At 60.1% G+C, this 20,843-nt stretch carries 15 protein-coding genes; 6 read left to right on the top strand and 9 right to left on the bottom strand.

The features are described 5' to 3' along the window. Nucleotide 1: 1 nt before the first annotated feature. The 5 genes from ACCD02_RS17615 to gloB all read right to left on the bottom strand — a co-directional run bounded on the left by ACCD02_RS17615 (nt 2) and on the right by gloB (nt 7,261). Nucleotides 2-1,075, bottom strand: a complete 1,074-nt coding sequence (locus tag ACCD02_RS17615; protein ID WP_413304313.1) for a microcin C ABC transporter permease YejB — start codon at nt 1,073-1,075, stop codon at nt 2-4. A gap of 1 nt (nt 1,076) precedes the next feature. Next, nucleotides 1,077-2,933, bottom strand: a complete 1,857-nt coding sequence (locus ACCD02_RS17620; protein WP_413304316.1) for an extracellular solute-binding protein — start codon at nt 2,931-2,933, stop codon at nt 1,077-1,079. After that, nucleotides 2,930-4,768: an extracellular solute-binding protein gene (locus ACCD02_RS17625; RefSeq protein WP_413304318.1), complete on the bottom strand. Its 1,839-nt coding sequence runs from the start codon at nt 4,766-4,768 to the stop codon at nt 2,930-2,932. The genes ACCD02_RS17620 and ACCD02_RS17625 overlap by 4 nt, the downstream gene beginning before the upstream one ends. A 109-nt stretch (nt 4,769-4,877) precedes the next feature. Continuing rightward, nucleotides 4,878-6,383 carry a transglycosylase SLT domain-containing protein gene (locus ACCD02_RS17630; RefSeq protein ID WP_413304320.1) on the bottom strand — a complete coding sequence of 502 codons (1,506 nt, stop codon included), beginning with the start codon at nt 6,381-6,383 and terminating at the stop codon, nt 4,878-4,880. Between the two features lie 98 nt (nt 6,384-6,481). Then, on the bottom strand, nt 6,482-7,261 hold the full coding sequence (gene gloB, locus ACCD02_RS17635) for a hydroxyacylglutathione hydrolase (RefSeq protein WP_413304322.1): 780 nt from the start codon (nt 7,259-7,261) through the stop codon (nt 6,482-6,484). A gap of 298 nt (nt 7,262-7,559) precedes the next feature. On the opposite strand from gloB, the gene ACCD02_RS17640 reads away from it, so the two are divergent. The 4 genes from ACCD02_RS17640 to ACCD02_RS17655 all read left to right on the top strand — a co-directional run bounded on the left by ACCD02_RS17640 (nt 7,560) and on the right by ACCD02_RS17655 (nt 10,326). Next, nucleotides 7,560-8,318 carry a class I SAM-dependent methyltransferase gene (locus ACCD02_RS17640; RefSeq protein ID WP_413304325.1) on the top strand — a complete coding sequence of 253 codons (759 nt, stop codon included), beginning with the start codon at nt 7,560-7,562 and terminating at the stop codon, nt 8,316-8,318. Nucleotides 8,319-8,449: 131 nt separating this feature from the next. Then, a complete protein-coding gene (gene rnhA / locus ACCD02_RS17645) occupies nt 8,450-8,902 on the top strand; it encodes a ribonuclease HI (RefSeq protein WP_413304327.1) in 453 nt (150 codons plus the stop codon). An 84-nt stretch (nt 8,903-8,986) separates the two neighbouring features. Next, nucleotides 8,987-9,766: a DNA polymerase III subunit epsilon gene (gene dnaQ / locus ACCD02_RS17650; protein ID WP_413304329.1), complete on the top strand. Its 780-nt coding sequence runs from the start codon at nt 8,987-8,989 to the stop codon at nt 9,764-9,766. 14 nt (nt 9,767-9,780) lie between these two features. After that, on the top strand, nt 9,781-10,326 hold the full coding sequence (locus tag ACCD02_RS17655) for a GNAT family N-acetyltransferase (protein WP_413304331.1): 546 nt from the start codon (nt 9,781-9,783) through the stop codon (nt 10,324-10,326). Between the two features lie 194 nt (nt 10,327-10,520). Here the strand turns inward: ACCD02_RS17655 and ACCD02_RS17660 are convergent, their stop codons facing one another. Continuing rightward, nucleotides 10,521-10,739, bottom strand: a complete 219-nt coding sequence (locus ACCD02_RS17660) for a hypothetical protein (protein WP_413304334.1) — start codon at nt 10,737-10,739, stop codon at nt 10,521-10,523. Between the two features lie 422 nt (nt 10,740-11,161). Here ACCD02_RS17660 and ACCD02_RS17665 point away from each other — a divergent pair, with 422 nt between their 5' ends. After that, nucleotides 11,162-11,719: an NADPH-dependent FMN reductase gene (locus ACCD02_RS17665; RefSeq protein ID WP_413304336.1), complete on the top strand. Its 558-nt coding sequence runs from the start codon at nt 11,162-11,164 to the stop codon at nt 11,717-11,719. Nucleotides 11,720-11,845: 126 nt separating this feature from the next. Beyond that, entirely contained in the window at nt 11,846-17,047 is a 5,202-nt protein-coding gene (locus ACCD02_RS17670) for a dermonecrotic toxin domain-containing protein (protein WP_413304339.1), read from the top strand. A 16-nt stretch (nt 17,048-17,063) separates the two neighbouring features. Here the strand turns inward: ACCD02_RS17670 and ACCD02_RS17675 are convergent, their stop codons facing one another. The 3 genes from ACCD02_RS17675 to egtB form a co-directional block, all read right to left on the bottom strand. Next, nucleotides 17,064-18,215, bottom strand: coding sequence for an acyl-CoA dehydrogenase family protein (locus ACCD02_RS17675; RefSeq protein WP_413304342.1), 1,152 nt, complete (start codon nt 18,213-18,215; stop codon nt 17,064-17,066). A gap of 3 nt (nt 18,216-18,218) precedes the next feature. Then, a complete protein-coding gene (locus ACCD02_RS17680; protein WP_413304345.1) occupies nt 18,219-19,316 on the bottom strand; it encodes an enoyl-CoA hydratase/isomerase family protein in 1,098 nt (365 codons plus the stop codon). A gap of 267 nt (nt 19,317-19,583) precedes the next feature. Next, complete coding sequence (gene egtB / locus ACCD02_RS17685; protein WP_413304348.1) at nt 19,584-20,822, bottom strand: ergothioneine biosynthesis protein EgtB; 1,239 nt, start codon at nt 20,820-20,822, stop codon at nt 19,584-19,586. Nucleotides 20,823-20,843: the final 21 nt, after the last annotated feature.

Here is a 20,843-nt window from a genome sequence, read left to right on the forward strand (position 1 = left end):
ATCAATGCTTCCTGCTTTCGAAGTCGATGCGCGGGTCAACCAGGGTGTAGGTGATGTCGCCGATCAGTTTCACCACCAGCCCCAGCAGGGTGAAGATGAACAGGGTGCCGAAGACCACCGGATAGTCGCGGTTGATCGCCGCCTCGAAACTCATCAGGCCCAGGCCGTCGAGGGAGAAGATCACTTCCACCAGCAGGGAGCCGGTAAAGAAGATGCCGATGAAGGCCGACGGGAAACCGGCAATGACCAGCAACATGGCGTTACGGAAGATGTGCCCGTACAGCACGCGATTGTTGCTCAGGCCCTTGGCCTTGGCGGTGATCACGTATTGCTTGCCGATTTCGTCGAGGAAGCTGTTCTTGGTCAGCAGGGTCATGGTGGCGAAGTTGCCGATGACCAGGGCGGTGATCGGCAGGGCCAGGTGCCAGAAATAATCGAGGATCTTGCCGCCCAGGCTCAGCTCATCGAAGTTGTTCGAGGTCAGGCCCCGTAACGGGAACCAGTCGAAATAGCTGCCGCCGGCAAATACCACGATCAGCAGGATGGCGAACAGGAAGGCGGGGATGGCATAGCCGACGATGATCGCCGAACTGGTCCAGACGTCGAAATGGCTACCGTGGCGTGTGGCCTTGGCGATGCCCAGGGGGATCGACACCAGGTACATGATCAGGGTGCTCCACAGCCCAAGGGAGATGGACACGGGCATCTTCTCGGCGATCAGGTCGATGACCTTGGCGTCGCGGAAGAAGCTGTCGCCGAAGTCCAGTCGGGCGTAGTTCTTGATCATGATCCACAGGCGTTCCGGTGCCGACTTGTCGAAACCGTACAGATGCTCGATTTCCTTGATCAGCGCCGGGTCCAGGCCCTGGGCGCCGCGATAGGTGGAGCCGGCCACGGCCACCTCGGCACCGCCGCCGGCAATCCGGCTGGTGGCGCCGTCGAAACCTTCGAGCTTGGCGATCATCTGCTCCACTGGCCCGCCCGGTGCGGCCTGGATGATGATGAAGTTGATCAGCAGGATGCCGAACAGCGTCGGGATGATCAGCAGCAGGCGGCGAATGATGTAAGCCAGCATGTTATTGCTCCGTACCAGGTGCAGGGGCCTGGGTGTCTGCCGGCGGTATTTCTACCGCAGGCTTGGCATCGGGCTTGATCCACCAGGTGGAAATACCGACGTCATACAGCGGCGGCACCTTGGGGTGGGCGATATGATTCCAGTAGGCCACGCGCCAGGTCTTGATGTACCAGTTGGGGATGACGTAATAGCCCCACAGCAGCACCCGGTCCAGCGCTTTGGCGTGATCGATCAGGCTTTGCCGGGTGTCGGAGTTGATCAAGCCGTCCACCAGGGTGTCGATGGCCGGGCTCTTCAAACCGATCAGGTTATAACTGCCCGGCTTGTCGGCACTGGAGGAGTCCCAGTACTCGCGCTGTTCATTACCGGGTGAACTGGACTGGGGGAAGGTGCCGATGGTCATGTCGAAGTCGCGGGTGCGACGACGAGTGATGTATTGCGATACATCGACCCGGCGCAGTACCAGTTCGATACCCAGATCGCTCAGATTGCGCTTGAACGGCAGCAACACCCGCTCGAATTCCGGTTGGGCCAGGAGAAACTCCAGGCTGACCGGTTTGCCCTGGGTATCGACCATCTTATCGTCGACGATTTTCCAGCCGGCTTCCTGTAACAACTGGAAGGCCTGGCGCTGTTGCGGACGAATCATGCCGCTGCCATCGGTAACCGGCAGGGTGAAGGCCTGGGTGAACACTTCATCCGGGATCTGCCCGCGCAGCGGGTTGAGAATATCCAGTTCGGCCTGGGACGGCAGGCCTCTGGAAGCCATGTCGGAATTGGAGAAGTAACTGTAGGCGCGGCTGTAAGCACCGTTGAACAGTTGCTTGTTGGTCCACTCGAAGTCCATCAACAGGCTCAGGGCATGGCGCACGCGCACATCCTGGAAGATCGGTCGACGAATGTTGAAGACAAAGCCCTGCATACCGGTGGGGTTGCCGTTGGGGATCTCTTCCTTGATCAAACGGCCTTCACGCACCGCTGGAATGTCGTAGGCGGTGGCCCAGTTCTTCGCCGTGCTCTCCAGCCAATAATCGAACTGCCCGGCCTTCATGGCTTCCAGGGCCACATTGTTGTCGCGGTAATAGTCCACGGACATCACGTCGAAGTTGTACTGGCCCTTGTTGATCGGCAGATCCTTGCCCCAGTAATCCTTGACCCGGGTGTAGCTGATCGAGCGCCCGGCCTTGACCTGGCCGACCTTGTACGGGCCGCTGCCCAACGGCACGGTGAGGTTGCCCTTGGTGAAATCACGGTTTTCCCAGAAGTGCTTGGGCAGTACCGGTAACTGGCCAATGATCAGCGGCAGCTCGCGGTTATTGGTGTGCTTGAACTTGAACAGCACCTGCAACGGGTTTTCCGCCACGGCTTCGTCGATATCGGCGTAATAGCTGCGGTACAGCGGCGCGCCGCTCTTGATCAGGGTCTGAAAAGTGAACACCACGTCTTCGGCACGGATGGGATGGCCATCATGGAAGCGCGCTTCCGGGCGCAGGTAGAAGCGCACCCAACTGTTGTCCGGGGCTTTTTCAATCTTGCTGGCGATCAGCCCGTATTCGGTGAACGGTTCATCCAGGCTTTGCCGGGCCAGGGTGTCGTAGATCATGCCGATATCGTCGGCGGGCACGCCCTTGCCAATAAATGGATTGAGGCTGTCGAAACCGCCGGATCCGGCCTGGCGGAAGAGCCCGCCCTTGGGCGCATCGGGATTGACGTAATCGAAGTGCTTGAAGGTGGCCGGGTACTTGGGCGCTTCGCCATACAGGGTCAGGGCATGTTCCGGCGCTGCCTGTACTGCGCAGGCCAGGCTCAGCAGCAAGAGGCCGCTGGCCTGTGTGCGCAGCGAGCGTAGGACGGTCATTGAGTCTTCTCCGCAGATTTGAGCCACCACGCGCGCAGCCCGAGGGTGTAGGGCGGGGTGGTGACCATGGCGAATCGATTGCGCCAGGCCAGACGATGATTGTTGAGATACCAATTCGGAATCATGTAATGCCCGGCCAGCAGGACCCGGTCCAGGGCGCGGGCAGTGGCCACTTGTTCATCACGGGATTGCGCCGCCAGCAGTTGGTTGAGTAATTGGTCCACCACCGGGTTGGCAATGCCTGCGTAGTTCTTGCTGCCCTTGATCGTCGCCTGGCTGGAATGGAAGTACTGCCACTGCTCCAGGCCGGGGCTGAGGGTCTGGCCGAGAGTCATCAGGATCATGTCGAAGTCGAACTGATCCAGGCGCTGCTTGTATTGTGCCCGGTCAACGGTGCGCAGCCCGGCGTCGATGCCGATATGGCGCAGGTCCTCGATATAGGGCTGCAGGATGCGCTCCAGATTGGGATTGACCAGCAGAATCTCGAAACGCAGCGGCTCGCCGTTCTTGTTGACCAGACGCTGATCCGACAACTTCCAACCCGCTTCGGCAAACAGGTTCAGGGCCTGGCGCAGGGTTTCCCGGGGAATGCCGCTGCCGTCGGTTTTCGACACGCTGAATGGCCGGGTATAGAGGTTGGCGGGCAAATGGTCCTTGAATGGCGCCAGCACCAGCCATTCGCGACCGCTGGGCACGCCGCCGGCGGTAAATTCGCTGTTGGGGTAGTAGCTGGTCGAGCGGCTGTACGCATCGTTGAACAGCGTGCGATTGGTCCACTCGAAATTGAACATCAGGCCCAGAGCTTCGCGAACCTTGATATCGGCGAAGGTGCCCCGGCGGGTGTTCATGAACAGACCCTGGGTCTGGGTCGGAATCCGGTGGGGGATCTGCGCCTTGATCACCTGACCGTTGGCCACCGCCGGGAAGCTGTAGCCATTGGCCCAGTTCTTGGCCTGATGCTCGATATAAATGTCGAACTCGTTGGCCTTGAAGGCTTCGAAGGCCACGTCGCTGTCGCGATAGAACTCGACGATGGCACGATCGAAATTATATTTACCGCGATTGACCGGCAGGTCCTTGCCCCAGTAATCCTTGACCCGCTCGAACACCAGTTGCCGCCCCGGTTGCACGCGAGTGATGCGGTACGGCCCGCTGCCCAGTGGCGGATCGAAGGTAGTAGCCCTGAAGTCGCGCTTTTCCCAATAGTGCTGCGGCAGCACCGGCAATTCGCCCAGGCGCAGGATCAGCAGAGGATTGCCCGAACGCTTGAAAACAAAACGGATGCGCTGGCGATTGAGGATATCGACCCGCTGTACTTCCTGCAGCGCCGTGCGGTACTGCGGGTGGCCGTCCTTGAGCAGCGTGCGATAGGAAAACGCCACGTCATAGGCGGTGATCGGCTTGCCGTCATGGAAACGCGCCTGGGGACGCAGGTTGAACACGACCCAGCTGCGGTCTTCGCTGTACTCGACACTTTCGGCGATCAGGCCATAGCTGGAGGTGGGTTCGTCACCGGATGGGTCGTACTGGCCTGTACCGACCATCAGCGGCTCGTTCAGCTCGTTGATGCCGTATTGGAGGAAGTTCGGCGTCGAGACCGGGCTGCTGCCCTTGAGGGTATAGGGGTTGAGCGTATCGAAGGTGCCAAACGCCATGAAACGCAAGGTGCCGCCTTTCGCCGCCTCGGGGTTGACCCAGTCGAAATGAGTGAAGCTGGCCGGGTACTTCAGCACCCCGAACTGCGCATAACCATGGCTTTCAATGATGGTCGCGGTTGCGGGAGCGCTCAAGGCCAGACTCATGATGAGCAGCAGAGGGCGTATCAATTCAGGCATCCGATCCATAGACCGGCAACAGTAACAGCTTGTATCGACACGAAAAAGCGCGGCACGGCAAAGGCGCTGGCGACCCGCCCGGGTTGTCCGGCCCGGGCGGGTCATGGAATCAATGCGGCAGATAGACGGTCAGGGTCTGGCCCGGCTTGAGCGCCTGGCCGGTGCGAGGGTTCCAGCGCTTGAGATGCTGCATCTCGACGTTGAAGCGCTTGGCGACCAGATACATCGAATCGCCTTTCTGGATCTTGTACTGCATGGACTTCTTGTCGCCTTCGCCGCTGCTGGCCACCGCCTTGTCGGCGCCTTTGGCCGGGGCCCTGGCAGCGATGGTCTGGTTGATCCGGCCCTTGGCCGAGCCCTTCGGCGCGGCGCTGGCGGGTGCCGACATGACCAGTACCTGACCGACCTTGAGGTCCTTGCCGGACAGCTGGTTCCAGTGCTGGATGTCCTTGACCGCGACCCTGTTCGCCTTGGCGATGTTGGTCAGGTTGTCTCCGGGCTTGATCTTGTAGGTACGGCTGCGAGCGGGCTTGCCATTGGTGGCCAGAGCTTCCTGCTGACCTTTGCGCACCTGCTGCCAGTCCACCAGCAACTCGTCAGACTTCATCTTCAGGTTGGCGCTGAGCAACTGGGCCTTGGACGTCGGCACCAGCAGATGCTGCGGGCCATCGATGGTCATGCGTTTCTTGAAGGCCGGGTTAAGCTGGAACAGCTCATCCTGATCGATATCGGCCATGGCTGCGACCTTGTTCAGGTCGACGCTCTGGTTCAGTTCAACGACCTCAAAGTAGGGTTCGTTGGCGATCGGGTTGAGGTTCACGCCATAGGCTTCCGGTGCCAGTACCACCTGGGACAGCGCCAGCAGCTTGGGCACGTAGTCACGGGTTTCCTGCGGCAGCGGCAGGTTCCAGTAATCAGTTGGCAGGTTGAGCTTTTCGTTGCGCTCGATGGCCCGGCTCACCGTGCCTTCACCGGCGTTATAGGCTGCCAGGGCCAGCAGCCAGTCACCGTTGAACATATCGTGCAGGCGGGTCAGGTAGTCCAGCGCGGCGACGGTGGATGCCTGGATATCGCGACGACCGTCGTAGAAGTTGGTCTGGCGAAGGCTGAAATAGCGGCCGGTGGACGGTATGAACTGCCACAGGCCTGCAGCATTGCTGCGTGACAGGGCCATGGGGTTGTAGGCGCTTTCGATAACTGGCAGCAGGGCCAGCTCCTGGGGCATGTTGCGTTCTTCCAGGCGTTCGACGATGTAGTGCATGTAGAGGCTGCCGCGTTCACTGGCATTTTCCAGGAACGAGGGGTTATTGGCGAACCACAGGCGCTGTTGTTCGATGCGCGGGTTCATATCGTTGCCCTGTTGCAGCTGGAAGCCCTGGCGCATGCGTTCCCAGACATCCTGGGGTGGTGCCAGGGGACTGGGTTTGTGGGTCAGGAACACCGGCTTCTGCTTGATTCCGGCGGCGAGATTCGGCACACGATGGGTGGCGGGATCAGCCTCCAGAGTGCTGCTGGTCTGGCAGCCGACCAGGGTCGCGCTCAAGGCGACGGCCACGGCTTGTGCCAACCGGGTCAGGGCACCGGAATTAATGGCTTTTATCAGGGTTGACGACATTGTCTGGGAGAGAGTCCAGGCGAAAATGTCGGGCGATTCTAGGAAGCGTCCTGCCGATGGTCAACCATTGTGAATTTTTGTGCGGCTCTGGTTGTCCTTCAGAACTTATCCTTCCAAGCCCTCAGGCTGGCAAAAATCGCGCTTGGCGAGGTGTTATCGGTGCCGCTCCGTTCGTCCGCTTTTTCTTTAACGGATGTTTCATGGGTCCGTATAAATGGATTGGTGCGCAGCTCCATTTCGATGGTGGAGGGCAGGCTGATGCGGTTTTCTTCACGCCAGCGGCTGACCTGGGCAAAGCGCTCGGCGATATCGTGGTTGTCCGGTTCCACTGCCACCGCAAAGCGCAGATTGCTCAAGGTATATTCGTGGGTGCAGTAGACCAGAGTGTTGCCCGGCAGGGCGCTGAGGCGGCTGAGGGAATGGTGCATTTGTTCCGGAGTGCCTTCGAACAGGCGTCCGCAACCGGCGGCAAACAGGGTATCGCCGCAGAACAGTAACGGTCTATGCGCATCGGCATGGTAAAAGGCCACATGGCCCAGGGTATGGCCGGGGACTGTGTAGATCTGGAAGTCCAGGCCCAGCACTTCAACGTGCTGGTTATCACTCAGGGCAATGTCCCGTGCCGGAATGTTTTCCGTGGCCGGGCCCAGAACCCGGGCACCGCTGGCCTGTTTAAGCTCGGCGACACCGCCGACATGATCGTGATGATGGTGAGTGACCAGAATGTCGCTCAGTTGCCAGCCAGGATTTTTTGCCAGCCAGGCCAGCACCGGAGCGGCATCACCGGGGTCGACTGCAGCACAGCGGCGGCTGGAAGCATCCTGCAACAACCAGATGTAATTGTCGTTGAAAGCGGGCAGGGCATCGATCTGTATCATGGCGCAATTCGCATGGCGGAAGACAATGGTGCATCTTAGGCTCTATACGAAATGTTTTCGAGCGAAGGTCAGGCAAGGCGAAAACAGGCGAGGAACGGCCGGGGTCGCGCACGACTTTACTGGCTGTAAATGAGCATTATCCGCTGCGCGGCCCCTTCGGGCCGTCCTTCGGACGTTCTCCTTTCAGTCGTCCGAGCCTGTTTTCAACGCAGCATCACGCGCGGAGCCCGCAGATACATTTCGTATAGAGCCTAGGCTCTGAACCCGCTCGGTGCGAGAACCCCGGAGGAGATCACACATGACCGATAAAGCGTTCGCCCAAGCCGATCCCGAATGGCTGGCGTTGATCAGCTCGGCCCGCGAGTGGCTTTCCGGGCCATTGGGGCGGCTGTTGCTGGACGAAGAACGCCAGGTTCTGGACGAGGAACTGGGGCGTTATTTTGGTGGTTATCTGGTGCATTACGGCCCTTCGGCGCAAAACCCGCCGGTCGCCCCGCAGGTGCAACGCAACGTTCGCCTGGGCGCGCCTTTGCCCGGGGTAGAGATTGTCTGCGAAGAGCAGGCCTGGCCGCTGAGCGAGCATGCCGCCGATGTGGTGGTGCTGCAGCATGGCCTGGATTTCTGTCTGTCGCCCCACGGTCTGCTGCGCGAAGCGGCCAGCAGTGTACGTCCGGGCGGGCACCTGCTGATTGTCGGGATCAACCCCTGGAGCACGTGGGGCCTGCGCCATGTCTTTGCCCGTGACGCCTTGCGCAAGGCGCGCTGCATTTCACCTTCGCGGGTCGCGGACTGGCTCAACCTGCTGGGCTTCGCGCTGGAGAAACGCCGCTTCGGGTGCTATCGTCCGCCGCTTGCCTCGGCCGTCTGGCAGTCACGTCTGGCCGGCCTGGAGCGCTTGGGCGACGGCTGGCAGAGCCCCGGTGGCGGTTTCTATTTATTGGTCGCGCGCAAACTGGTGGTTGGCCTGCGGCCCTTGCGCCAGGTGCGTCGCGAGCCCATGGGCAAGCTGATTCCGCTGCCGATGGCCAAGGTCAATCGCAGCGGGCCGGATTCCTGAGCCACTTTATTGAATTGGAATGAAACCTTGTAGGAGCTGCCGAAGGCTGCGATTGGTTTTTTCTCATACGCCGCTTTCGCAGCCTTCGGCAGCTCCTACAGAGGGGTTTGCATTCTTACGGAAAGAAATAAATGAACGACACTGTTGAGCTCTTCACCGATGGCGCTTGCAAGGGCAACCCCGGCCCAGGCGGCTGGGGCGCTTTATTGGTCTGCAAGGGCGTGGAAAAGGAGTTGTGGGGTGGCGAAGCCAATACCACCAATAACCGCATGGAGCTGCTTGGTGCCATTCGCGGTCTGGAAGAGCTCAAGCGCTCCTGCGACGTGACGCTGGTGACGGATTCGCAATACGTGATGAAAGGCATCACCGAGTGGATGGCCAACTGGAAGAAGCGCGGCTGGAAAACCGCCGCCAAGGAGCCGGTCAAGAACGCCGATCTGTGGAAACTGCTCGACGAACAGGTCAACCGCCATAACGTCACCTGGCAGTGGGTACGCGGGCATATCGGTCATGCGGGCAACGAGCGCGCCGACCAGTTGGCCAACCGTGGCGTGGACGAAGTGCGCAGCGCCCGCCTGGGTTAATGCTGGCGACCCCAGGACGTGATGCAGGCTCACGGCAGTTTGCACCGTGTTAAGATCGCCGCCTGTAGATGAGGCAGCAAGGCAATGTCAGTACAAAACACAGATAACAGGTCGATCGTACTCGATACCGAAACCACTGGTATGCCGGTGACTGACGGTCACCGCATCATCGAGATCGGTTGCGTCGAGTTGATCGGCCGCCGCCTGACCGGGCGGCATTTTCACGTGTACCTGCAACCCGACCGCGAAAGCGATGAAGGGGCGATCGGGGTGCATGGCATCACCAACGAGTTCCTGGTAGGCAAGCCGCGTTTCGCTGAAGTGGCCGATGAATTCTTCGAGTTCATCAAGGGCGCGCAACTGATCATCCATAACGCGGCGTTTGACGTTGGCTTCATCAACAACGAATTCGCCCTGATCGGCCAGCAGGACCGCGCTGATATCACCCGGCATTGCACGGTACTCGATACCCTGCTGATGGCCCGTGAGCGTCACCCCGGCCAGCGCAACAGCCTCGATGCCCTGTGCAAGCGCTACGGCGTCGACAACTCCGGCCGTGAACTGCACGGCGCGTTGCTCGACTCGGAAATTCTCGCCGACGTCTACCTGACCATGACCGGCGGCCAGACCAGCCTGTCCCTGGCCGGCAATTCTTCCGATGGCCATGGTTCGGGCGACGGTTCCGGCAGTCAGGCCAGCGAGATTCGTCGCCTGCCGGCCAATCGCTCGCCTGCGCGGATTATCCGCGCCAGCGACGAAGAACTGGCCGCTCACGAGGCACGCCTGGCGATCATCGCCAAGTCGGCGGGTGCTCCGGCGTTATGGGTTCAATTGCTCGAGGCCCAGGCCCAGGCCAACGCCTGACAGCAGGTAACCCGATGGAAGAGTCCGGCCTGAGCATTCGCGTCGCCGACGAGCGTTTCGAGGATTACATCCTCAACAGCGAATTCACTTTCACGGTCAGCGGCTATGCCCAGGTCATACCGGGCGAGCCGGTGGACAGCTGGCCGATCGAAGCGGTTACGCCCTACAGCAAGAATTACGGCATCGACTCCCAGGAGTTCTGCGATCACCGTGATGCCACCGACAGCACCATTCTGGTGGCCTGGTTGGGCGAGCAGGCGGTGGGGCATATCGTGCTCAGCACCCACTGGAATGGCTTCGCTCACGTCGACGAGCTGGCAGTGGATGTTTCGGCGCGCCGCCATGGGGTGGCCCGTTCGCTGCTGGACGTGGCGCAGTTCTGGAGTCGCAAGCGCGAATTGGCGGGGGTCATGCTGGAAACCCAGAACAACAACCTGGCGGCCTGTCGTCTATACGAGCGCTGTGGTTATGTCGTGGGCGGGGTCGATCACCTGCGTTATCGCGGCATCAACCCGCAGAGCCGCGAGGCGGCGGTGTTCTGGTATCTGTTGTTTGACTGACAGGACATCTGCCACCTCAGCAAGCCGAGGGCAGCAGGCATTAACCGGAGTGGGAGCGAGTTTATTCGCTCAGAGGCCAGTGCACTCGATACATGTGTATCGACTCAAATAAAGCCTTCGCGGATAAATCCGCTCCCACAAAAATTCTGCATTCCAACTCAATGCGCTGGGTTGCGCCCAGCGGGGACAGCCAGTCAGGAAGTTCGCGTCATCTTCACGCCAGACTGAAGCAGCTCGAAGTCATCGCCGCCCAGATGCGTCACGCGGTCGCCGATCGCCAGACGATAGGTCGAAACCGGCGCGCTGGCGTCAGATTCAGCCCCGGCGGGCGATGATTCCTGGAACTCATGCACCGAGTAGACCCGTCCCTCCGCGTCCCTTGCATGAAATTTTCCAACCAGAACTGCAACCATTTGCTTTGTAACCTCTGAAAATAACCGCTCGTTTACCACGCCAGCCTGCCATCAATGTGGGCTGACTCTGTGCCAGCCAAGACTTGTAACATCTTTGCAGGCGCTCTGTAGACCGATGTTTTTCCATGGAGTTTTCCCGCAGCGAAAAAATACCGCGCCCACGGCCGTGAATGGGGCTTATGGAGTAAAGCTGGGGAAGGGCTGCAGGATCATCTATAACTAGTGTCCTGTCTGGCAAATAAGCTGTTCAATCTGGACGGCGTCTGATTTCGCCAGGCTGCGTTGCCGCTCCCCCCATAGCCCTGCTATGACTCGTCGCGGCGCCTTGCCTGACAAAACCAGCCACTCGACCAGAGTGAACGTATTTACGAGACAGGACACTAGGGTTCCGATTTTTCCTGAACTGATAACGGATATTTGTCATGAGCCAGATCTATTCAATTGCAGTAGTTGTCGGCAGTCTCAGAAAGGATTCGATCAACCGCAAGATCGCCCAGGCCCTGGTTGCCCTGGCTCCGCCCAACCTGAAGCTGTCTATCGTTGAAATCGGTGAACTGCCGCTCTATAACGAAGATATCGATACCCCGACCCATACACCGCCGAGCTATGCGGCGTTTCGCCTGCAGCTCAATGCCGCCGACGGTGTGCTGTTCGTGACCCCGGAATACAACCGCTCGGTGCCTGGCGTGCTGAAAAACGCCATTGATGTCGGCTCCCGTCCTTATGGACAGAGTGCATGGTCCGGCAAACCTGGCGCGGTGCTCAGTGCCTCGCCGGGCGCCATTGGCGGCTTTGGCGCCAATCATCATTTGCGCCAGTCCCTGGTCTTCCTCAACGTGCCCTGCATGCAGCAGCCCGAGGCCTATCTGGGCAATGCCGGGACCTTCTTCGATGAGGCCGGCAGCCTGTCCGAGAAAACCCGGCCATTCCTGCAAACCTTCATCGATGCCTACGCCACCTGGGTGGCCAGACACGTATAGGGCCATTGAGGACCTGCATTCATTTATGTATGGTTTTTGTGCGGTTCGCCCTCGTTAAGCTCCTTTTCATTCTCGACCCCGCGCACTTTGCCTGCGCGGGGTTTCAGCATGAAAAGGACAGGCTCCATGACTTCTGCATTTTCCGTTCACTTTCAGGTCGAGTTGCTGCACCGACGATTTATCCAGAACGTCGATGATGCATTTCGCGATGGCGGTATTTCCGCCGAAGAGCGCCGATGGCTGGCGCAACTGGCCGATCCCGGGCAGGACACCCGGTTAACACATCGTATTGATCGGCTGGTGCTCGAGGACGGTTCGTTGCCTGGCTCGGAAATGACCGGTGCGCTGCTGATCAGCAGCCGCGACCCCGCAATCGTGCACATCTACCTCGATACCCTGTTGTACGGTCTGCTGCGGTTCGACAGCCGGGCCGCGCTGCTGGCAGCGGTAAACCGGCTTTTTTCCGAGGATGCCAGCGCTGGCGGGATCTTCGAATATCAGTTGCTCGAAGGGGAACCCTTCGAACAGCGCATGTACCTGTTGGTCGATCAGCAAATGCAGTACCTGCGGCTGCTGAATCAGATGCTGCTGCAAGTTCCTTCACTGCGTGAAGCACTGGCAGAGGTCCTGAACGAAAACCTTGGTGCTGCAGTGCCTGACCGAGAGATCGATATCCAGGGGCTGGCGGCGCAAATCGTGCGCAGCGAAGCTGCAGCCACCGAAGCAATCGCCCTCAATTCCGTGGTTCAGTTGCAAACCCTGGAGCAGGCCCTCATCGCCGACTTCCTCGGCAACGCGCTGGAGGAAGGGGAGGAGCGTCGGTGGTTGGGGGCGTCGGGCAGGCCCTTGAGCCTGCAGGTGGCCAGGCTTTGCCAGGAGGCTCTGGACCGGACCTGCGCGCAATTCAAGTCGGCTTATCCTGCCACGCTTGATCGCTTCTGGGACGAGCCGGACAGGTTGGGGAGCACAGGGCGGGAAATGCTGGCCAAGGCTATAGCAGAGACTTTTCATCAGGAACTGTTGAGCCGTTCTGAGGATGGGACTTTTGCCTCGGACGAGTTCCGTCACCTTGCCGCTTTGTTACAGCCGGCCTCCTCGCGTCCCGCGCTTGGGCACCGGACCACGACCAGCAGACTGGCGATCAGACTGGCCGATCAGGCGCCGATCAGGCTGGCCGGGGTGTTTACTGTTACCTCGAATAACTGGCCCGGCCTGTGGTTGTACTCGAGTATCCATGGCTTGCGTCGATTCGACGATACCGTAGCCCTGACCGAGCATTATGCCAGCACCTCAGGGCGCGCAGAGCTGCTGTATTACCTGTGTGCGAAGGATCAGTTGCGGTTGAACGCCGCCGATTCATTTTCCCTGACTTGCCCGGTGGTCGATAGCGCGCTCTTCATCGAGATCAGCGACTCGATCATTGCCTTGCAGCAGCACAATCTGGATTTTGTCCTCAAACAGCCTCGGAGTAACTTCAGCGTTCTTGCGGCCATGTTCGACGATGCCCTGGATATTCGCCATCTGGTTGATCGCCGGCTGCTGCGACTGGATGGCGGCGGCCGTTGGCTGGCTCAGCTCCAGGCCTTTACCCGACGCTGGCCGCAAGCGTTGATGGTGCCTGAGCCACACGAGGCCGGAGTCGTGCGCAATCTGCTCAACGCCAGGGACCCGGCCCTGATGTCCTGGGCCGATCAGGTCATTGCCCTGGAGGCCCTGACCCGGCAACGGGTACAGAGCTGTCCCGATCCGGCACGTCACGCCCGCGCCGCCCTTAACGAATACCTGGTGGTCATGGGGGTGGCGGCGCCTGATGCAAAGAACATCGTCGTACAGTTGGGTGGTATTGGAAGCTGCATTGACTTGCCTGATTTGCTGCTGGAACGAGTCATGGGGCTGCACGATGCGCATCTGCCTGCAGGCAGCCGTATATTGCGTCGCGCCACCGACAGCAGTCTGAACCCTGAACCGGGCCTGACCCCGGGCCTGATCGATCATCTGACCGGCCGGATTGTCGGCGGCTTCATGGCCAGTCACCTGGAACTGGTCCGGCGTTACCTGGCCACTCCCCTGCGCTTGCCCGAGCAACGCCTGGAGCCTGACGCCATGGGGGCACAGATTCTCCATGGCCTGCTGTATCTGGACAACCTGCTACTCAAGCGCAGTGGCTTCATGGCGCCCTATGTGGTGGATGCCGTCACCCAGGTCCTGACCCGGCCCGTTGCCAGCCTGCGCGAAGTGTTCGGTGATGACCGTGTCGAAGTCTGTTTCTTGTCAGTGGTTCTCGATGGCCGGCCAGCTCCGCTGGCCATGACCAATATCTTCTTTCTGCGCCAGCCCGGGCATAGCGAACGTTTCGGCCTGCTTTGGTCGGTGGTCGCGGGCCTTGACCTCTATCACACGCAGCAGGACCTGGAGGCAAAACTCGAAGAGCGCCTGAGTACCGGCAATTTTCAGGACCGCTACCAGTCCCTGTTCGGTGAGGACGATCAGGTGGTGTTGCGTGAATACCTGCGCCAGCCGCGCCGGGCTCCGTTGAAAGTTCGGTTTACCCCGGTCCAGGGGCACTTTATCCGCGAGTTGCAGCATAACGAGCAAGCCCGGCGGATCACCGGTATCTATCAGGCTCTGGATCGATCCCTGGCCAGTCGCTTGCCTGCTGCGCTTTTCAATCGTTTTGTCGAAATCGCCCAGAGCGACGACAAGCTGACTCTGGCGGTGGATCTGCTGTCTTCCGAAATCCAGAATCTGGCTTATACGGTCCAGATGCTCGACTGGCTGAAAACCGCCTCGCTCGATGATCTGGTGGATTACGTGCATATGCTTGACCGCTACTACCTGAGCAACAATCCCAGAGAGGATTTCCTGTCTGATATTGCCGGGCTCAGGGGCTTCTCCAACCATGCGCTGAAGGTGGAGCTCAAGCAGCATTTCCCCGGCTACGCACTGAACCCGGAAGCCATTACGGTCAAGATGACGCGCTATGTGCCTACCCCTGTGACGACCGGCAGTACGCCATCGGGTATCGCAGCGGTGACCCAGGTTTCTCAGGAAAGCCTGACGCTCTTTGCGCTCAATCACTTTGCTGAATTGCAGGACGCGCTGCTAAGCCTGGAGTTTGCGCCCGGTACCCCGGTCCCGGCGGAGCTGACGCCGCAGTACGTCATTGCCCTGGTGCGCAGGCTGGATCTGGGCCAGCAGTACCGTTCAATGCTGGAAAAGAAATTGGATATCAGCGATCAGGAGTACTCCCGGCGCCGTACGCGTTTCATTACTCAGGTTCCTTCGCGCATGCTGATCGTCGCGCAGGAACTTAAAATGCAGAATCGCCTCAGTACCACCGCCTACGCGTATATTCACGGCCTTGTCGATATGCCCGATGGCGTCGCTCGCCAACCGATGCTTGGGCAGGACATCACTTTGCGTCCGCTGCAACTGCTGCCCCGTGCGGACATGCAGGCCGATACCGTCGAAGGGGTCTATCTGATCGGCCCCAAGGATCGCAGCCAAGGGCCGGTGATTCTGCATACGCTGTTCAACCAGGCCTTCAGCTTCAGGGAGTTTCGCGATCAGGCGCACCTGCTGGCAGAACTGCGCACGTCACCCTCTTTGCAAAATCTGGTGCTGGGGCGTCTTGATCCTTCGCTGCATAAACGCTACAGCAATGGCGGTTTTGTCGAGGCGCACATCACCTGGAGTGTCGAGTCTTCCATGGATATGCCGCTATCCAGCCCCGGCGAGGTAGCCCTGGCCGATGCGCCCGTGCTGGGCAATGTACTGCATTACCTGTTCCTGGAAACCCTCAGCGTACTCAAGTCCATGAGTCGCAAGCAGACGGTGACCACGGCCCAGGCCGACTGGGAGGCGTTCGTCTATCTGATGAATCTGGGGTTTGACCAGATCCTCATGTTCACGCCGGGCAGGCTGGGCATGCTGGTAACCGCCCTGCAAAGCCACAGCCTGTTCGAAGCTTCGTTCGAAGCGGCCTACGACCAGCAGTGGGGCAAGGCGCTGTCGGAGTTTTCTGCGGCGATAGGCGGTATCGTTTCATTTCGCAGCAGCAAGGAGGAAGTCCAGAACGATAAGTCGCCGCTGACGAAAGGCGAAACCGTTCTGACCGGGTTGCCGAAATTTTCCTGGCGAAATTCACAGTTGACCCCTGAGCTGAGGCGTCGCCTGCGGGTATTCGAGGTGCATGATGTGGCCCTCGATACCCTCGACAAGGATCTGCTGCTCAACGTTTACCGCGACCCGGATACCAGACGTCAATATGCTCCGGTGGCGGGGCAGGTCTATCAGGTGCAGTTCATCGAGGAGCACTGGTACATCGTCGACGACACCCAGACCGGACCGCAGGTCAAGCTCAATGGCCAGCAACAGTGGGAACTGGATCTGCGCATGGGGCTTTACGGCGGTGGCGGTACTGTCAGTCGGCTTCGCGCCTCCAGCCTGACGCCTTCCAGGGTGGAGGAGATCTTCCTGCCGGAGTTCTACGGCATGCGGGAAATCCGCGCGGGCGCGCGTTACAAGGCACGGATGATCGTCGAGGCGTATCACGTGGCGATCAATTACCTTGAGACCTGCCTGACCAACCTTAATCCCCTGGCCCAACTGGACACCAGGGTCAGTCAGATATTGACCGGGTTTTTCGGCGTGAACAGCGTCGATCAGCCGTTGCTTGCCGAGGTGAAGGCCAGCGTGACAACGCTGTTTCGCGAGTTCAGCGATCGCAGCCTCAGACCCTACACCTCGGATCGTTTCATTGTCGGTCGCAATCGGCCCGGTCAGGAAGGCACTACGGCCTTTACCTCCAGGAGCGACCCGCAAAGACGTATCTATCTCACTGAAGATTACTTCAACGTTCCCGGACGAGACCTCAACCAGCAGCTGTTTACTATTACCGGCTTCAATACCGGTACGCATTTTCGCGCCACGATTCTATTGCACGAATTGTCCCATATTGCCCTGGATACTCACGACATCGCCTATGTGCGGGCTGCCGCGCCGTTCCCCGATTTGCTGGAAGACGCGGACGCGTATAAGACCATGGTCAAGCGCGAGCTGGACCGGCTGCGGACCCAGGGATTTTCCCATCTGTCCCAGCCCTCAGACCTGTTCGTCACGCTGGAGGGGCATCGATGGCGCGACTTTGTCGAAGACGATGGCGGTGAATATTCCACGATCCTCAGCATCACGGGCGCGACTACGCTGTCGGCCGCCCGCACGGTATTTCTCAACGACGCCGTGAAGCGGCGACACCTGATGCTGAAAAATGCCGACTCCGTCGCGCTGCTGGTCACGCTGCTGGGACGCCAGCGCTACACCAACTGAGTGCAAATGCGCCGGTTTACGTCAGGTAATGGCGTAACTCCCGGGCAATCAGCAGGCGCTGGATTTCACTGGAGCCTTCGTAGATCTGGGTGATTCGGGCGTCGCGGTAATAACGCTCCACCGGGTAGTCCTCCAGATAGCCGTAGCCGCCATGAATCTGGACCGCCTTGGAGCAGACCCATTCTGCCATTTCCGAGGCGAACAGCTTGGCCTGGGAGGCCTCCGACAGGCAGGGCTTGCCGACACTGCGCAATCGCGCCGCGTGCAGTACCAATAGACGCGTAGCGTTGATGCGGGTGTGCATGTCGGCGAGCATGTTCGACACGCTTTGATGCTCGATGATCGGTTTGTCGAACTGCACTCGTTCACGGGCATACAGCAGCGCCGCTTCGAACGCCGCCCGGGCGATGCCCAATGCCTGGGCGGCGATGCCGATGCGCCCACCTTCGAGGTTGGAGAGGGCAATCGCCAGGCCCTTGCCGCGCTCGCCCAGCAAGTTGGCGGCGGGGATGCGGCAATCATTGAGTGTCACCGCGCAGGTGTCAGAGGCGCGGATGCCCATCTTGTGTTCGCTGCGGTCGACACTGAAGCCGGGTGTGTCTGTGGGCACCAGGAATGCCGACAGGCCTTTCTTGCCCAGCTCAGGGTCGGTCACGGCGAACACAATCGCCAACTGCGCTCGCTTGCCGTTGCTGACGAACTGCTTGGCGCCATTGAGGATCCACTGGCCGTCACGCAGCTCGGCACGGGTGCGCAGGTTGTGGGCTTCGGAACCGGCCTGGGGTTCGGTCAGGCAAAAACAGCCAATGGCAGCACCGCTGGCCAGGCGCGGCAGCCAGTGCTGTTGCTGCTCGGCGCTGCCGTACTTGAGCAGGGGGCCACAGCCCACCGAGCTGTGCACACTCATCAGCGTGCCGGTAGCGGCGTCGCCCGCCGAGATTTCCTCTACGGCCAGGGCGTAGGCCACGTAGTCGATGTAGGTGCCGCCCCATTCTTCCGGGACGATCATGCCCAATAGCCCCAACTCGCCCATCTTGCTGATCAGCGCATCGTCGATCCAGCCAGCCTTTTCCCAGCGCTGGGCATGAGGGGCAATTTCATTGCGGGCGAATTCGCGAGCCATGTCGCGGATCATGATTTGTTCTTCGCTCAATTCCAGGTCTTGCATGGTTCAGCTCTCCTGGCCACTGAAGAAACTCGCCACATGCTCGGCATTGAGCTCCTGCACGCGGGGCGGGTTCCAGTGTGGCTTCTTGTCTTTATCAATGATGAGGGCACGCACGCCCTCGAGCAGATCGCCCCGGGCAAACCATTGGCGATCCAGATGCAGTTCCAGGGCAAAACAATCTTCCAGCGACAGATGACGGCCGCGCCGCAGCAACTCCAACGTTACGGCCATGGCCAGGGGTGAACGGCTTTCCAGCAGTTGCGCAGTGGCCAAGGCCCATTCATGGCTGTCAGCGACGGTGACCGCGCGCAGTTGTTCGATGATGCTCGCCAGGTCCGGCAGGGCGAAGAAGTGATCGATGACCGGGCGCAGATGCGCCAAGGGGGGATCGGGCAGGCGCTGGGTGGCGATTTTTGCCAGCACGCCTTGCAGGTCCTTGAGCGGGCTCTTCTTCCAGGCCAGGTGATCGAGCATGTGGTTCAGGCGCGGCAGCAGATCGCTGTTCAGGAACCAGTCGGCGAGGCCGCAATACAGCGCATCGGCGGCGCGGATCTGCACGCCGCTGACCCCCAGATAGATACCCAGTTCGCCGGGCACCCGTGGCAGGAAATGACTGCCGCCGACATCGGGGAAATAACCGATGGCGACTTCCGGCATGCCCAGGCGGCTGCGTTCGGTGACCACTCGCAGGTCAGCGCCTTGCACCAGACCCATTCCGCCACCGAGAACAAAACCGTCCATCAGCGCCAGCACCGGTTTACGGTAATGGTGGATCGCCAGATCCAGGGCGTATTCCTCGGCGAAGAAATCCAGATGCAGGCGCTGGCCGCTCTTGTAACTGTCGTACAGCGCCCGGATATCGCCCCCTGCGCAGAACGCCTTGTCCCCGGCGCCGCGCAGGACTACGGCATACACGCCATCATCCTCGGCCCAGCGTTCGAGCTGCCGGTGCAGTGTGCGGACCATGTCCAGATCGATCGCATTGAGCCCGGCCGGGCGGTTCAGCGTCAGGTGACCGATGTGGTTGCGCACCTCCACCAGAATGCTGTCGTTGACGGGCTGGCGGTCAATGGTATGGGCAGGTAAAACCTGTGAACTCATTACTAGCTCCCTGCAATTTTTATTGTTTTGCATGTGCCAGACACACTAGCAGCGCACCTGCAAAAGACAATTGGCAAATGTGACAGGCAGAGTGGACGTTTTTGCGATATGACGCGTTGCAGACGGTAAATGACTCAATAATGTGGGACCGGCTTTAGCCGGGAAGACACAAGTATGATCGACGTATATCTATCGCCTGACAGGGCGTCTTCCCGGCTAAAGCCGGTCCCACGGTAGAGCACCTTCATTCAGCCTGTTTTTGCCAAATCAGGTTTTCGGGTTCAGTCCTTCCGGCAACCGCGCATCCCGCGCCAGTCGCAACCCCGAGCACACCCAGCGCTTTTCGGTCTGGAAGAAATTGCGGTAGGTGGCCCGGCAATGTCCCGGCGAGGTATTGCTGGCGCCGCCACGCAGGACGATCTGGTTGATCATGAACTTGCCGTTGTATTCGCCCACGGCACTGGCCGCAGGCCGAAAACCCGGATAGGCGTTAAAGGCCGTTTGCGTCCATTGCCAGGCGACATCATCGACCTGTTCCAGCAGCCCGGCGACCGCTGCGGCTTCCCATTCGGCCTCGGTGGGCAGGCGGGCGTCAGCCCAGTGGGCGAAGGCGGCCGCTTCGTAATAGCTGATATGGGTGACGGGGGCGTCCGGGTCGATGGCTTCCATGCCACGCAGGGTCATGTGCTGCCAGCCATGCTGCTCGTCGTGCTGCCAGTACAGCGGCGCATCCCAACCGTTGTTCTGAATCAGGTTCCAGCCTTCGGACAGCCACAGGCCAGCCTGGCGGTATCCGCCGTCGCGCATGAACGCCAGCCACTCGCCGTTGGTCACCAGGCGATCGCTGATTTCGAAGGGTTGCAGATAGGTGGTGTGGCGCGGGCCTTCGTGGTCGAAGGCAAAGTCTGGTCCGGTGTGACCGATCTGGGTCAGGCCGCCCTTGAGCGGCTTGAACTGGCCGCGACGGCCCGGCAGGTCCTGCGGCCATTGGGTGTCGTAGGCCGGACGCAGGGGCGACAGGCTGAACAGGTGCAGGATGTCCATCAGCAGCAGTTCTTGATGCTGCTCTTCATGGGCCAGGCCCAGTTCGATCAGGCTGCGCAGTTCTTCGGCCTGGGGCGATTGCAGCAGCGTGACCATATGCTCATCGACATGTTTGCGGTACGCCAGGACCCGCGCTACGCCGGGACGTGTCATCAGCCCGCGCTGAGGACGTGGGTAGCGCGGGCCAAGGGCTTCATAATAAGAATTGAAGAGGTAGCCAAAGTCCGCATCGAATATCGGATAGTCGGTGAGTGAGCCAGTGAGCAGGAAGGTTTCGAAAAACCAGGTGGTATGGGCCATGTGCCATTTGGCCGGGCTGGCATCGGGCATCGACTGCACGACCATATCTTCGGCATCCAGAGGCGCGATCAACTGTTCGGTACGGCTGCGCACGCTGCGATAGCGCTGCAGCAATGTCTTGGGCTCGGTGGCTTCGTAGCCTTTGGTTGCGGGGCTGCTCATCAGGGCGTTCTCCGGTCTTAA

Source organism: Pseudomonas sp. Pseusp88 (assembly GCF_047303955.1).
In the GTDB taxonomy this organism is placed as follows: domain Bacteria; phylum Pseudomonadota; class Gammaproteobacteria; order Pseudomonadales; family Pseudomonadaceae; genus Aquipseudomonas.